Source organism: Roseateles depolymerans (assembly GCF_003387155.1).
Classification (GTDB): Bacteria; Pseudomonadota; Gammaproteobacteria; order Burkholderiales; family Burkholderiaceae_C; genus Roseateles; species Roseateles depolymerans.
On sequence record NZ_QUMT01000001.1, the window covers coordinates 261341 to 275091 of the forward strand.

Sequence of the window (13751 nt, forward strand, 5' to 3'; positions counted from 1 at the left end):
CAGCCACGGCCATCGTGCTCATGACGACGACTCGGCCGCCACGCCGATGTGCTGCGCCAGCCCCTCCACCAGCACATCGAAGACCACCCGGCAGCGGGGGCTGTGACGCAGGTCCTCGTGCATGGTGATCCAGGTCTCCAGCGGAATGGTCAGCGCATCGGGGAGCACCCGCTGCAACGATGGGTCGCGCCGCGCCAGCGCCACCTGGCACAGGCCGATGCCTGCGCCGGCCCGGATCAGGGCGAGCTGGGCCATATCGTTGTCGGCGCGAAGCTGGAAGCGGTCCCGCGCCAGCATCGGAAACCGTCGCGCCAGTTCGCGGACGTAGGGCACGTCGTTGTCGTAGCCGATGAGCGTATGGCGCTCGTCCTTGAGCTCGTCCAGCGACTGGGGCGTGCCGTGCCGCGCCAGGTACCGCGCATGGGCATGCAGCCCCACCTCCACAACGCCCACGCGGCGCGCGATCAGCGCTTCCTGGCGAGGCTGCGTCATGCGGATGGCGATGTCGGCCTCGCGGCGCAGCAGGTCCTGCACCTGGTTGCTGATGACCAGTTCCACCACCAGACCGGGATGGGCCTCCCGAAGCGTGGTGAGCAGCGCAGGCAGCACCTCCAGCCCCACCACCTCGCTGGCTGTGACGCGCACAACGCCCCGAATGCCATCCCCCTGGCTGCGGGCGGTGCGCTCCAGCGCGGCGGCGGTGCTGTCCATGGCTTCTGCCAGCGGGCGCAGCGCCTGCGCGGCCTCGGTCGGCACCAGGCCCGCCTGCGTGCGGATGAAGAGCGTCTGCCCTGTGCCTGCCTCCAGGGCGGCCACATGGCGCCCGACAGTCGGCTGCGTCAGGTCCAGGGCTCGCGCTGCCCGGGACAGGGAGCCTTCGCGCAGCACCGCGAGGAAGGAGCGGTACCACTCCCAGGCAATCGATGAGGTCATGCGCAAATGTATAGCGGCTGGTCGATGTTCGGTAGTTTTCAGCAAGAGGCGCGGTGTCCAGAATCCATCGCATCCCTTCCAACGGAGTGCCGACATGACCCCCATCCGCCCCAATGTGTCTGACCTCACGCGGGCTGCAGCATCGCTCGATCTTCCCGCCGCGGACGCCACTGGTCGAGCCAGAGATGCGGACAGCCGTGCGCCCGCGCCAACGGTGGCAGACTCACCCGCACCCGCACCCGCACCCGCACCCGCACCCGCACCCGCCCCTGCACTCGCCAACAGCGCGCCCTTCGATCCACTGACCTCCCGGACCGTGTTGGTGCTGGGCGCCACGGGCGGCATCGGCGGCAGCGTTGCACGCCAGCTTCGGGATGCCGGCTGGACCGTGCGCGCGCTGCGGCGCGGCATGACCGTGCCGCAGGAACAGCGCGACGGCATCCTCTGGCTGCGCGGCGACGCCATGCACCGGGACGACGTGATGGCGGCCGCCCAAGGCTGCGGCGTGATCGTCCATGCCGTCAACCCACCCGGCTACCAGCGCTGGAGCGAGCTGGTGCTGCCGATGCTGGACAACACCATGGCCGCCGCCACTGCACAGGGCGCCACTGTGGTGTTGCCGGGCACCGTCTACAACTTCGGCCCGGACGCTTTGCCCCGCCCCCGCGAGGACGCGCCGCAGCATCCCGTCACCCGCAAGGGCGCCATCCGGGTGGAGATGGAACGTCGCCTCCAGCAATGCGCGGAGCGCGGCGCCTTCCGGGTCATCATCCTGCGGGCCGGCGATTTCTTCGGGCCGGGCACGGTCAACAGCTGGTTCACGCAGTGCCTGGTGACCGCGGGCCAGCCTGTGCGCAAGATCCAGCAACCGGGCCGCGAGGGCGTCGGCCACCAGTGGGCCTATCTGCCCGATGTGGCGGAGACCATGAAGCGCCTGATCGAGCAGCGTGCCAGCGGCCCGGCCTTTGCCCGCTTCCATTTCGAGGGCCATTGGGACGCCGACGGCAACCGCATGGCCGAGACCGTGCGCCGCGTGGTGGCACGCCGCACCGGCCGCACCCCGCGCATGACCCGCTTCCCCTGGTGGGTGCTGCCGCTGGGCGCGCCGTTCGTCACGCTGTTCCGGGAGATGATGGAGATGCGCTACCTGTGGCGCGAGCCCCTCTACATGTCCGGCGCGGCGCTGGCGCATGCGCTCGGGCGGCAGGGTGTGCCGCACACGGACTGGGAGCGCGCGGTGGAGGCGTCGCTGGAGGCGGCGGGCTGCCTGGATGTCGGCGTCCAGAGCACGCGGCGACCCGAGATGCCGGCCCGCAAGGCGCTTTGACCCTTGAGGCCGGCGGGGGCCAGCGGCGACATCCTCAATGCTACGGCGAAGGCGAAGGCGAAGGCAGCCACCAGCCGTCCGCAGGCCCTTAAAGGTTCATTCCTGCCGCTGGGAGCGTGCAACGCATCGCCCTGCACGCGGCTTCCGGCCGGAAAGCCGCGACAATTGCGTATGACCCGCACTGACTCCACAGGCCCGGGGGCATCCGCCCCTGCGGCTGCGCCCCTGGCCACCCAGGCCTCCCCGTCCGGCGCCCCATCCGGCCAATCATCCGGCGCATCATCCGACGCCACCTCCTTCGCCCGCCTGCCGCTGGGGCCCGCCATGCAGGCCACCCTGCAGCAACTGGGCTACCTCACGATGACGCCCATCCAGGCCGCCAGCCTGCCCCTGTCGCTGGCCGGTCGCGACCTGATCGCCCAAGCCAAGACCGGCAGCGGCAAGACGGCGTCCTTCACCCTGCCGCTGCTGGCCAATCTCAATCCGCGCCGTTTTGCGGTGCAGGCCCTGGTGCTGTGCCCCACGCGCGAGCTGGCCGACCAGGTCACCCAGGAGATCCGTCGCCTGGCCCGTGCCGAAGACAACATCAAGACGCTGACCCTGTGCGGCGGCGTGCCCATCCGCACCCAACTGGCCAGCCTGGCCCATGGGGCCCACATCGTGGTGGGCACACCGGGCCGCATCCTGGACCATCTCTCGCGGGACACGCTGTCGCTGGAGGCTCTGAACACCCTGGTGCTGGACGAAGCGGACCGCATGCTGGACATGGGCTTTGCCGAAGACATCGCCCAGGTGGTGCAGGCCTGCCCAAAGAACCGGCAGACCCTGCTGTTCTCGGCCACCTATCCCGACGGTGTGGCGTCCCTGGCCGCGCGCTTCATGCGGGACCCGCAGGAAATCAAGCTCACCGAAAAACATGCCGCCGGCAAGATCCGCCAGCGCTTCTACGAGGTCGAGGAGCAGGACCGGCTGCATACCGTTGGCCTGCTGTTGAACCACTTCCGCCCGGCCAGCACGCTCGCGTTCTGCAACACCAAGCAGCAATGCCGCGATCTGGTGGCGGTGCTGCAGGCCCAGGGGCTGGCGGCGCTGGAACTTCACGGCGACCTGGACCAGCGCGAACGGGACCAGGTGCTGGTGCAGTTTGCCAACCGCAGCTGCAGCGTGCTGGTGGCCACCGACGTGGCCGCGCGCGGCCTGGACATTGCCCAGCTCGAAGCCGTCATCAACGTGGACATCACGCCCGATGCAGAGGTGCATGTGCACCGCATCGGTCGCACCGGGCGGGCCGATGAGGAGGGCTGGGCCTTCAGCCTGGCCAGCATGGACGACATGGGCCGGGTGGGCCGCATCGAACAGTTGCAGGGCGCTGCCAGCATCTGGCATCCGGTGTCCGAGCTCACCGACCAGGCCGGCGGCCAGCCGCTGCTGCCGCCGATGGTGACGCTGCAGATCCTGGGTGGCCGCAAGGAGAAGATCCGCCCCGGTGATGTGCTGGGCGCGCTGACCAAGGACCTGGGCTTTGACGGCAGCCTGATCGGCAAGATCAACGTCAACGAGTTCTCCACCTATGTGGCGGTGGACCGCAGCATCGCGGACGCGGCGCTGCGCGGCCTGAATGCCGGCAAGGTGAAGGGTAAATCGGTGAAGGTGCGCCGCCTGTGAACACCTTCGCTTCCCTGGGACTGTCCCCGGCGCTGCAACGCGCGGCCGAGGCACTGGGCTTCGAAGCCCCCACGCCCATCCAGACGGCCGCCATCGGCCCCGCGCTGGCCGGCCAGGACCTGCAGGCCAGTGCCGAAACCGGCTCCGGCAAGACGGTGGCCTATGCCTTCCCGCTGATGCAGCAGATCGATGCCGCGGTGCGTCCGGCGCTGCGCCGCACGCGGTCGCTGGTGCTGGTGCCCACTCGCGAGCTGGCGGTGCAGGTGGGCGAGACGCTGCGTCAACTCTCGCCGTTCCTCTCCGAGCCGGTGAAGGTGTCGGTGCTGTATGGCGGCGTGTCCATCAACCCTCAGCTGATGGCCTTGCGGGGCGGCGCTGAGGTGGTGGTGGCCACCCCGGGCCGCCTGCTGGATGTGGTGGAGCACAACGGACTGAAGCTGTCCGATGTGGGCCTGCTGGTGCTGGACGAAGCGGACCGCCTGCTCGACGCCGGTTTCTCGGACGAGGTGCAGCAGGTGCTGTCCCTGCTGCCGGCCAAGCGGCAGACGCTGCTGTTCTCCGCCACCTTCCCGGACAGCGTCCAGCAGTGGGCGGACGCCTGCCTGCGAAGCCCCGTGCGCATCCAGGTCGAGGCCACCGCGCTGGACCAGGCCCGCATCGAGGAACGCGCCATCCGGGTGGACGACGCCCGTCGCACGCCGCTGCTGCGTCATCTGATCGAAGAGGGTCAATGGTCCCGGGTGCTGGTGTTCGTCGCCACCCGCTATGCCTGCGACCATGTGGCCGACAAGCTGCACCGCGCCGGTGTGGCCGCGGCTGCCTTTCACGGCGATGCCAGCCAGGGCGCACGGATGCGGACCTTGTCCGACTTCAAGGCCGGCGCGCTGAAGGTGCTGGTGGCCACCGACCTGGGCGCCCGCGGCATCGACATCCTGCGGCTGCCGGTGGTGGTGAACTACGACCTGCCGCGCTCTGCGGTGGACTATGTCCATCGTATTGGCCGCACCGGTCGCGCGGGGGAATCCGGCCTGGCCGTGAGTTTTGTTGGCGAGGCGGCGGAAGCGCATTTCCGGCTGATCGAAAAACGGCAGGGCTACCGCTTGACCCGCGAGACGGTGCCGGGCTTCGAGCCGAAGGCCGGCGCTGCCATCGGATTGCCGGACTCCGGCGCGGAAGACGGACAGGACGGACTGGGCGCCAGCGCCTCTGCAACCGATGCACCGCGGGGCCTGGATCCCAATGGCGGCATCAAGGGACGCCGCCCCAGCAAGAAGGACAAGCTCCGGGCGGCGGCTGCAGAAGCCGCATCGGCCCAGGCCTCCGGCCGGCGCCGTTAAGGCCTTAGGGCGTCAGCGCGTTCGCGCGTTCGGGCGGTCTGTAGAGCGCCCATGGGGCCGGCATCCCCGGTCTGCATGGATCTCCTGAGGAAAACGTCACGGCCGGGCTGCGATACTGAGGACCATGATCGACGACGTTCCCCAGACGCCCGTGCTGGCCGAGGGCCATCCCCTGCCACCGGGCCACCCGCGTGTCCATCCGCTGCTGCGGGACACCGACTGGGCGTCGACCCCGCTCGGCGATCCGGCGCACTGGCCGGCGTCGCTGCAGGCGATGGTGTCGATGGTGATGGACGCGGTCGTGCCCATGTGGCTGAGCTGGGGACCGGCGCTGACCATGATCTACAACGCGCCCTATGTGCCGATGCTCGGGGCCAAGCACCCGGCGGCCATGGGAGCGCCGTTGAAGTCGGTCTGGGGTGAGGTCTGGCCGGATGTCATCGAACTGATCGAAAGCACCTTGTCCGGACAGGGCGTCAACATCGAAAACCTGCCGCTGCAGGTGGACCGCGACGGCAGTCTGTCCGAGGCCTGGTTCAGCTTCCAGTACACGCCGCTGCGGGACGAGTCCGGCCGCATTCAGGGCCTCGTGTGCAGCGTGGTGGAGACCACCGCCAAGGTGCTGGAACTGCGCCGCCTGGACGAAAGCGAGCGGCAGTTCCAGACGCTGTTCGAACGCATCGACGAAGGGTTTTGCGTCATCGAATTCCTCGATGGCCCGCACGGCCCGCTGAGCGACTATGTGCACGTGCTGGCCAACCCGGCTTATGCCGCCAATGCCGGCATCCCCAATGTGGTGGGCCAGAAGGTGCGGGACATGGTGCCGGACGAAGCCGAGGGCTGGGTCGAGATCTACCGCAACGTGCTGCTCAGCGGCGTGCCTGTCCGCTTCGAGCGGGAGCTCGAGCGCACCGGCCGGTATCTGGAGCTGGCGGCCTTCCGGGTGGAACCGGTCGAGCGGCGTCAGGTGGCGGTGCTGTTCCAGGACGTCACCCAGCGCCACCGCACCGACCAGGCCCTGCGGGAGCTGAACGACACGCTGGAGCGGCGCGTCCAGGAAGAGCTGGATCACCGCCTGCGGACCGAAGAAGCGCTGCGGCAGTCGCAGAAGATGGAAGCGGTGGGCCAGCTCACCGGCGGCATCGCGCACGACTTCAACAACATGCTGGCGGTGGTGGTGAGCTCGCTGGACCTGCTGGCGCGCAAGTATTTGCGGGACGATGCGCTGGCCATGCGGTACGTGGACTCCGCCCGCAATGCCACCAAGCGTGCGGCCCAGCTGACGCAGCGTCTGCTGGCCTTCTCACGGCAGCAGCCGCTTCGGCCGTCCGCCTTGAATGTCAACCGGCTGGTGGCCGGCATGTCGGACCTGCTGCGGCATTCCATGGGCGGTGCCATCGAGGTGGAAACGGTGCTGGGCGGCGGCCTGTGGCTGACGCATGCGGACCCGAACCAGCTGGAAAACGCCATCCTCAACCTGTCGGTCAATGCCCGCGATGCGATGCCCGACGGCGGCCGACTGACGATCGAGACCGCCAATTCGCATCTGGACGAACGCTACGCCTCCGAGCAGGTAGGCGTGGCTGCCGGCCAGTATGTGATGGTGGCGGTGAGCGATACCGGCGGCGGCATGACCCCCGATGTGGTTGCACGGGCGTTCGACCCGTTCTTCACCACCAAGGAAGTGGGACGCGGCACCGGCCTGGGCCTGAGCCAGGTGTATGGCTTCGTCAAGCAGTCTGGCGGGCACGTGCGCATCTACTCCGAGCCGGGGCAGGGCACCACGGTCAAGATCTACCTGCGGCGCCTGCTGAATGCGGCGGAAGACGACGTCGCGACCGACACGCCCCCCGTCATGCCGCTCAGTGACGGGCAAGAGACCGTGCTGGTGGTGGAGGATGAAGAGTCGGTGCGCCGATCTTCCGTCGAGGCGCTGACGGAGCTGGGCTACCGCGTGCTGGAGGCCAGCGGCGGTGAAGCGGCGCTCAATCTCATCGACACCCACCCGGAGATCGCGCTGGTGTTTGCCGATGTGGTGATGCCGGGCATGAACGGCCGCAAGCTGGCGGACGAGGTGCGTCGGCGCCGGCCGTCGCTGAAGGTGCTGTTCACCACCGGCTACACCCGCAATGCCGTTGTCCACAACGGCGTGCTCGATGCCGGGGTGGAACTGCTGGGCAAGCCCTTCACCCTGGACGAACTGGCCGCCCGGGTGCGGGCGGTGCTGGACAAGGGCGACTGAGCGGTCAGCCGGTTTCCTTGAGGTCCGCAGGAGCCGGCTCGCCCGGGATGGGCGTCGTCTTGCGCTGCGCCTTTTCCTGCTTCTTCTTCTGCTTGGCCAGCTCACGCTGGCGTTTCTCGTACTGATAGTTGGGTTTGGTGGCCATCGCGAAATCCTCCGGTTGTGTGGGGCGTGCGTTGAAATGCCACAACCGGCCCATCGTAGCGCACGTGGCCGGACTTGCCGCCCGATGTCCGCAAAGAGAAGGAGGTGGGGGGACTAGCCCTTGAGCATCTGGCTCATCGGCAGCAGCTGCAACTCGCCCGCCATCAGCGATGGCGACAGGGCAGGATCGGACCAGACCAGGAACTCCTGGCAACGCGCCCTTGCGATCGGGTCCCCTGGCACCGGGGCGAGGGCCGGATGGCACATGAGCAGGTCGCCGTCCTGCGCCTCGGCGAGCCAGGCGTCCACATGGTGCCGATAGCGATGGGCGTCCGCATCGAAGCCATACACGCCCAGCAATCGCCGGTTCTGCGGAAAGTCCAGGGCGTCGGCGTGATGTTGCAGGCCGCGCCGTCCCAGCGCATCGATCACATAGGGCTTGAGGCCGCCGCCGCCGGGCCGGGTGGAGCGCAGCCAGGGATGCTGGCCGGGATAACGGGCGGTCAGCGCGGTGAGCAGCGCGTCCCGCACACCGGGGAACTGATGCACATGCTGGTGGCCGTCCACATAGGCTGGCATGCGGCCCAGGGCCTGCTCGAAGGCATCGAGCTGCGCATGCACCTCCCGCAGCAGGACCTGCACATCCCTCAGGCCCTGCAGCAGCCAGCCCGTCAGGCTGCGGGCGGGCACGGTCAGCGGATATTCGGTGAGGTCCAGATGCAGGCCCACGTCCAGATGGGCGGCATCGATCGACCCCAGCGCCAGGGCTCCGGACGCCCATGCCGGCGCGCCCACCATGGCGCTGGTGGCCTGCAGCCGGCCCATCGCCACCAGGCGCAGCACCGCATCGTTCACCGCGGGATGCAGGCCGAAGTCGTCCGCGCAGATGCACAGGCGCCGCTGCCGCGGGTGCGTTGCAAGGGTGGGAGGGTCGAAGGCGTGACTCATCCGCCGGCGCCGCAGTTCAGCTGGCGCGGGCTCAGCCGCCACAGGGACAGGCCCCGGCGTGTCGAGACCGGTTCGATGGGCTGCAGCCACGGCAGGGCCGGTGCGTCCCGGGTGGAGGCCACCACCCAGGCGGTGGGGGTCGCGCAGAGCGCCTGCAGCAGGGCCGGTTCGTCGATCAGGTGCGACGGGTCTTGGGGGGCAAAGCGGCGGGTCTCCGCCAGTTCCTTGCGCCAGTTGTCCCGCGCCATGGGATCTTCAGTGGCCCAGTCACTCTGCACCCAGACGGGGGCGTCGAGCCCGGCATACATCGGCAGGTCGTAGTCGAACCGGTTGAGCATGAACACCGGTTCACCGGCATGCCGCTGGGCCCGCAGGTCCTCCGCCAGCGCGCGTGTGGTGCGCAGGGGCGACACCGTCAGGGCGATGACGGTGCCGATGCTCAGCGCCGCCGACAGGCCCAGGCTCACCCAGGCCCACAGGCGCATGCGGGGCGTGCCGGGTTGCAGCCGCTGCCACGCCAGGGCCACCAGCGCCGCCAGCGGAGGCACGGCCGGCAGGATGTAGCCCACCAGCTTGGACTGCGGCAGCGAGAAGAACACCACCACGGTCACCAGCCAGATCACCATCAGGGCGGGCAGGCCGGTCTCGTCCCGGGGCTCCTTGGGCTTTCCGCCCAGATGCCCCAGCGCCAGCCAGGGCAGGGCCGGCAGCGACGCCGCCAGCAGCACCGCCGGGAAGAACCAGAACGGCATGGCATTGTTGAAGCCGCTGCCGGAGAAACGCTCGAAGTGCTGCACCACGAAGAAGAAATGCAGGAACTCCGGGAAGCGCATCTGCATCAGCCCATACCAGGGCGCGGCCACCGCCGTCATCACCAAAAGGCCAGGCGGCCAGAACAGCAGGGGAAGATCGCGCCAGCGGCGGCGCCAGGCCAGCCAGGCCAGGATCACCAGGCCCGGCAGCACGAACCCGATCAGGCCCTTGGCCAGCACGCCCAGGCCCGCCACCGCATGGGCGGCGAGCATCATCCGTCGCCACGGCAGACCTTGCTGATGCCGCAGCAGGGCATCGGCCGCCAGGCAGACCGTTGCGCTGACGCAGCCGGCCACCAGCATGTCGAGATTGGCGTATTGGCTGCCCAGCAACATGAGCGGCATGGCCAGCAGCACCATCAGCGACGCCCGGGCCCATTGCACGCCCGACCAGCGACGCAGCAGCAGCCACAGCGACAGCGCCGATATCCAGCCGCCCAGCAGCGGCGCCGCCCGCGCGGCCAGCGCGTTCTGGCCGAACAGCGACATCGACGCTTCGGTGATCCAGTAGAAGAGGGGAGGCTTGTGGAAGAAGGGCTCGCCGTTGAGCAGCGGCACCAGCCACTGGCCGCTGCGCAGGCCTTCCCACGCCACGCCGACGTAGCGGCCCTCGTCCGGGAGTTCCAGCGGACGCAGGCCAGCGCTCCACGCCAGCCACAGCAGCGACAGGAGGGCCACCCAGGCCAGTTCCCGGCGCAGGCTGCGAGGGCGGTCCCGGTCGATGGCTGCCGCCAGGTCCGGTGAGCCCCTCTCGCGGTGGGAGGCCACGGTTGCCTTGAGGGTGCTTCTCATCAGTGGCTCCTGGGGTGGGAGCCCGTGAGGAAGCCCGTCCTCAAGCCCGTCCCTAAGCCTGTCCCTAAGCCCACGCCGGCCATCGCGCTCGCCTCCACGCCCGTCATGATGACGGGGGCAACGCTCGGGGTGACGCCCGTGGAAGTGCCCTGCGTGACGGAGGCCTCCAGCCCCTGTCCCCACTGCTCCTTCACGAGGTAGAGCGGCCGGCCCTTCACCTCCTCGAAGATGCGGCCCACATACTCCCCGACGATGCCCAGCGACACCAACTGGAGCCCGCAGAACAGCATCAGGCTCACGACGATGGTGGTCCAGCCGCTGACGTTGTGACCGTAAATCAGATACATGGCGGTGAGGTAGAGGCCGTAGAGCATGGCTGGCACCGCGAGCAAGATGCCGCAGGCACTGACCGCACGCAGCGGCCAGTTGGTGAACGCGGTGAGGCCGTCCAGGGCCAGCTGCGCCAGCCGCAGCGGGCGGAACTTGCTGTGCCCATGGGCCCGGGCGGCGGGCTGGTAGGGCAGGGCCTGGGTATTGAAGCCGACCCAGGCGTACAGGCCTTTCATGAACCGATTGCGCTCGGGCAGCGCGAGCAGGGCGTCCACGACGCGGCGGTCCATCAGTCGGAAGTCGCCCGCGTCCGGCGGCACGGCAAAGCGCGCACCCCGGTTGAGCAGGCTGTAGAACAGGCGCGTGCCCACCCGCTTGAGGCTGCCTTCATCGTCGCGGGAACGGCGGACGGCATAGACCATGTCGGCGCCCCGCCGCCAGGCCTCCAGAAACTGCGGGATGAGCGCCGGATCGTGTTGCAGGTCCGCGTCCAGCATCATCACCACGTCCCCGCGGGCCTGGACCAGTCCGGCACTGAGCGCGGCCTCCTTGCCGAAGTTGCGGGACAGGCGCAGCACCTTCAGCCCGCTGAGCCGCGGCTGGGCGGACAACTGGCGCAGCACCTCGGCGCTGTCGTCCCGGCTGCCGTCGTCCACCACCAGGATTTCCCAGTGCGCGCAGTGCAGTTGCAGCACATCCGCCAGGCGCGGCAGCAGCTCGCGCAAGCAGGCCGCTTCGTTGAAGCTGGGCACGATGCAGGACATCGTGGGCAGGGCGTCACGCGCCGGCGCGCGAGGGGCCATCGGCGCCAGCGTGGACGCCTGAGGCGCTGCAAGGCCGCCGCTGAAGCTGCCGCTAAAGCTGCCGCTAACGCTGCCGTTAAGCGCCTCCGACGGCCGGAAATGCCCCGGGGGCAGGAAGGTATCCATGGGGGGAATCCTGACTTTGGAAACTGAACGGCCACTGAAGAAAGCTGTCAACAGGCTGTCACGAAGCTTGCGAAGACCGGCGGGTGATACCCTGTGATCTACATCCGCTTGTCATCTGGTGGTCGTGCCGGCTTCCTCTTTTTCATCGTCCCCCTTCGTTGGCTTTTTGCGCCGATGGTTCGGTCGCCTGGTGCGACTGCTGCTGGTCCTGGTGGGAGCGCTATTGCTCCTGGCCGTTTGGTCCGTGCTGATCGAGCCCCGCTGGGTGGCCCAGCGGCGGTTCGACGTCTCGGTGTCGGGCTGGGACGGACCGCCGGGCTTGAAGGTCGCGGTCGCCTCCGACTGGCACATGGGCCAGGATGCCTTGCGCAGCGTGATGACCCTGGACCGCGCCCGGGCCATCGTGGCGGACATCAATGCGGCGCAGCCCGATGTGGTCCTGCTGCCGGGTGACTTCATCTTCGGCCGCGGGGAGGACGGCACCACGCCCGAGCAGGTGGCCGAGGTGCTGGGCCAATTGCGGGCCACCCACGGCGTGTATGCGGTGCTGGGCAATCATGACTGGTGGACCAACGGTCCGCGGTTCACCCAGGCGCTCAGGGCGGCCGGCGTGACCGTGCTGCAGAACGATGCCGTGCCGCTGCCGGGCACGTCGGTCTGGGTGGTGGGCATCGGTGACCGCATGACCGGCCACAGCGATCCCGTCCAGGCGCTGCGCCGCGTGCCGGCTGGCGCCGAGACCCTGACGTTCATGCATGACCCGGCCAGCGCGCGCCAGTTGCCGCGCGATTCGGGCCTGACGGTGGCGGCCCATACCCATGGCGGACAGGTCTGGATTCCCTTCCACGGCTCCATCGTGGCGCCGCATGGCTGGCCGGTGAAGCAGACCCACGGCTGGGTGCGGGTGAACCGGCGCACCCTCTACATCACCAGCGGATTGGGCGTGAGCATCTATCCGGTGCGACTGAACATGCGGCCGGAGTGGGTGATGTTCACAATCAAGGCCGCCGTGCGGCCGGACGAGACGGCCGGTGCACCAGGCGGGCCCACGGCCGCCCGGAGCTGATTCAGCCCGACACGACGCGCTCGCCCAGCCACTTGAGCTGGCGCAGCGGCTCCTCGCTGGCGCCGGTGAACTGCGTCTGCACGATCGCGCCGTCCACCGCCAGGGCCAGTGCCGCGGCCTGACGCTTGCGCTGCGGCGACGCCGGCAGCAACGTGCCGATGGCCTCCCGCATGTCGTCCTTGTGCTGCGCGGTCAGGGACACGGCCTCGGGCAGCGAGGTGCCCATCTCGCTGACGCTGTTGAGAAAGGCGCAGCCCCGGAAGGTGGGCGACGCCAGCCATTCCCGCAGCGACTCCACCAGCGCCGGCACCCCCTGGCCGCCGTGCCGCTGCAGGGCATCGGTGAACCAGCCCATCCAGCGCTCATGGCGAAGCGCCAGGTACTGCACGATCAATTCGTTCTTGCTGGGAAAGTGCCGGTAGAAGGTGACCTTGGTGACGCGGGATTCGGCAATCACGCGGTCGATGCCGGTGGCACGAATGCCGTCCCGGTAGAACAGGTCATGGGCCGTGTGCAGGATGCGGTCGCGCGCGGACAGCTGGTCCAGCGTCGCCGGATCGACTAGCAGCCCGGGAGGGGTGATCGCGGTGCCGGACCGGTCAGGCTCGGGCGCTGATCGGGGTGTTGGGGAAGGGCCGGATGAAGACATGCAGATCATTGTAGACAAGTCTGTCCACATGCTCTAGAGTTCGGGCACGTAGACAAGTCTGTCTACATTGAAAGGACTTCTCATGGACACCCGCCCGCCCCTGCCCCCGTTCACCCGTGAATCCGCCATCCTGAAGGTCCGTCTGGCCGAAGATGGCTGGAACAGCCGGGATCCCGCCCGCATCGTGCTGGCCTACAGCCCGGATACCCGCTGGCGCAACCGCGCCGAGTTTCCGCGGGGACGCGATGAAGCCCGCGCCCTGCTTGAGCGCAAGTGGATCCGTGAGCTGGACTACCGGCTCATCAAGGAACTCTGGGCGTTTGATGGGCGGCGCATCGCCGTGCGGTTCGCCTACGAATGGCATGACGACGCCGGGCAGTGGTATCGCAGCCATGGCAACGAGAACTGGGAATTCGATGACCAAGGCCTGATGACGGACCGGCACGCCAGCATCAATGACCAGCCCATTCGTGAAGCCGATCGGAAGTTCCACTGGCCGCTGGGTCGTCGTCCCGACGACCATCCGGGCCTGAGCGATCTGGGGCTCTGACGCGGTCAGGCCCCGGTGTGCGGCGTC

Annotated in this window: 12 protein-coding genes; 6 read left to right on the top strand and 6 right to left on the bottom strand. The window is 68.8% G+C overall.

Annotation, left to right across the window (positions count from 1 at the left end):
- Nucleotides 1–18: 18 nt before the first annotated feature.
- Nucleotides 19–933 (bottom strand): LysR family transcriptional regulator, encoded by a 915-nt coding sequence (locus tag DES44_RS01055; protein ID WP_058937613.1) that lies wholly within the window; start codon nucleotides 931–933, stop codon nucleotides 19–21.
- Between the two features lie 94 nt (nucleotides 934–1027).
- On the opposite strand from DES44_RS01055, the gene DES44_RS01060 reads away from it, so the two are divergent.
- From DES44_RS01060 to DES44_RS01075, 4 genes are all read left to right on the top strand, one after another.
- Entirely contained in the window at nucleotides 1028–2260 is a 1233-nt protein-coding gene (locus tag DES44_RS01060; protein WP_083525858.1) for an NAD-dependent epimerase/dehydratase family protein, read from the top strand.
- A 324-nt stretch (nucleotides 2261–2584) separates the two neighbouring features.
- Nucleotides 2585–3925, top strand: coding sequence for an ATP-dependent RNA helicase DbpA (dbpA, locus tag DES44_RS01065; RefSeq protein ID WP_058937611.1), 1341 nt, complete (start codon nucleotides 2585–2587; stop codon nucleotides 3923–3925).
- Nucleotides 3922–5262 carry a DEAD/DEAH box helicase gene (locus DES44_RS01070; RefSeq protein ID WP_058936589.1) on the top strand — a complete coding sequence of 447 codons (1341 nt, stop codon included), beginning with the start codon at nucleotides 3922–3924 and terminating at the stop codon, nucleotides 5260–5262. The genes dbpA and DES44_RS01070 overlap by 4 nt, the downstream gene beginning before the upstream one ends.
- 124 nt (nucleotides 5263–5386) lie before the next feature.
- Nucleotides 5387–7504 (top strand): hybrid sensor histidine kinase/response regulator, encoded by a 2118-nt coding sequence (locus DES44_RS01075; protein WP_083525856.1) that lies wholly within the window; start codon nucleotides 5387–5389, stop codon nucleotides 7502–7504.
- Between the two features lie 4 nt (nucleotides 7505–7508).
- On the opposite strand, the gene DES44_RS24905 is transcribed toward DES44_RS01075, so the two are convergent.
- The 4 genes from DES44_RS24905 to DES44_RS01090 all read right to left on the bottom strand — a co-directional run bounded on the left by DES44_RS24905 (nucleotide 7509) and on the right by DES44_RS01090 (nucleotide 11333).
- Entirely contained in the window at nucleotides 7509–7649 is a 141-nt protein-coding gene (locus DES44_RS24905; RefSeq protein WP_170156574.1) for a hypothetical protein, read from the bottom strand.
- Between the two features lie 113 nt (nucleotides 7650–7762).
- Nucleotides 7763–8596, bottom strand: a complete 834-nt coding sequence (locus DES44_RS01080) for a ChbG/HpnK family deacetylase (protein ID WP_058936588.1) — start codon at nucleotides 8594–8596, stop codon at nucleotides 7763–7765.
- On the bottom strand, nucleotides 8593–10200 hold the full coding sequence (locus tag DES44_RS01085; RefSeq protein WP_058936587.1) for an ArnT family glycosyltransferase: 1608 nt from the start codon (nucleotides 10198–10200) through the stop codon (nucleotides 8593–8595). The genes DES44_RS01080 and DES44_RS01085 overlap by 4 nt, the downstream gene beginning before the upstream one ends.
- Nucleotides 10200–11333, bottom strand: coding sequence for a glycosyltransferase family 2 protein (locus DES44_RS01090; RefSeq protein WP_083525855.1), 1134 nt, complete (start codon nucleotides 11331–11333; stop codon nucleotides 10200–10202). Before DES44_RS01090 ends, DES44_RS01085 begins: the two co-directional genes overlap by 1 nt.
- A gap of 292 nt (nucleotides 11334–11625) precedes the next feature.
- Between DES44_RS01090 and DES44_RS01095 the strand changes: the two genes are divergently transcribed.
- Nucleotides 11626–12525, top strand: a complete 900-nt coding sequence (locus DES44_RS01095) for a metallophosphoesterase (RefSeq protein ID WP_058936586.1) — start codon at nucleotides 11626–11628, stop codon at nucleotides 12523–12525.
- Nucleotide 12526: 1 nt separating this feature from the next.
- Here the strand turns inward: DES44_RS01095 and DES44_RS01100 are convergent, their stop codons facing one another.
- Nucleotides 12527–13174 (bottom strand): TetR/AcrR family transcriptional regulator, encoded by a 648-nt coding sequence (locus DES44_RS01100; RefSeq protein WP_083525854.1) that lies wholly within the window; start codon nucleotides 13172–13174, stop codon nucleotides 12527–12529.
- Nucleotides 13175–13256: 82 nt separating this feature from the next.
- Here DES44_RS01100 and DES44_RS01105 point away from each other — a divergent pair, with 82 nt between their 5' ends.
- Complete coding sequence (locus DES44_RS01105; RefSeq protein ID WP_058936585.1) at nucleotides 13257–13724, top strand: nuclear transport factor 2 family protein; 468 nt, start codon at nucleotides 13257–13259, stop codon at nucleotides 13722–13724.
- The last annotated feature ends 27 nt before the right edge of the window (nucleotides 13725–13751 follow it).

Bases quoted from the DNA above. Each gene is read 5' to 3' on its own strand.
- DES44_RS01055 (WP_058937613.1), bottom strand. From the start codon at position 933: ATGACCTCATCGATTGCCTGGGAGTGGTACCGCTCCTTCCTCGCGGTG.
- DES44_RS01060 (WP_083525858.1), top strand. From the start codon at position 1,028: ATGACCCCCATCCGCCCCAATGTGTCTGACCTCACGCGGGCTGCAGCA.
- dbpA (WP_058937611.1), top strand. From the start codon at position 2,585: ATGCAGGCCACCCTGCAGCAACTGGGCTACCTCACGATGACGCCCATC.
- DES44_RS01075 (WP_083525856.1), top strand. From the start codon at position 5,387: ATGATCGACGACGTTCCCCAGACGCCCGTGCTGGCCGAGGGCCATCCC.
- DES44_RS24905 (WP_170156574.1), bottom strand. From the start codon at position 7,649: ATGGCCACCAAACCCAACTATCAGTACGAGAAACGCCAGCGTGAGCTG.
- DES44_RS01080 (WP_058936588.1), bottom strand. From the start codon at position 8,596: ATGAGTCACGCCTTCGACCCTCCCACCCTTGCAACGCACCCGCGGCAG.
- DES44_RS01085 (WP_058936587.1), bottom strand. From the start codon at position 10,200: ATGAGAAGCACCCTCAAGGCAACCGTGGCCTCCCACCGCGAGAGGGGC.
- DES44_RS01090 (WP_083525855.1), bottom strand. From the start codon at position 11,333: ATGGCCCCTCGCGCGCCGGCGCGTGACGCCCTGCCCACGATGTCCTGC.
- DES44_RS01100 (WP_083525854.1), bottom strand. From the start codon at position 13,174: ATGTCTTCATCCGGCCCTTCCCCAACACCCCGATCAGCGCCCGAGCCT.
- DES44_RS01105 (WP_058936585.1), top strand. From the start codon at position 13,257: ATGGACACCCGCCCGCCCCTGCCCCCGTTCACCCGTGAATCCGCCATC.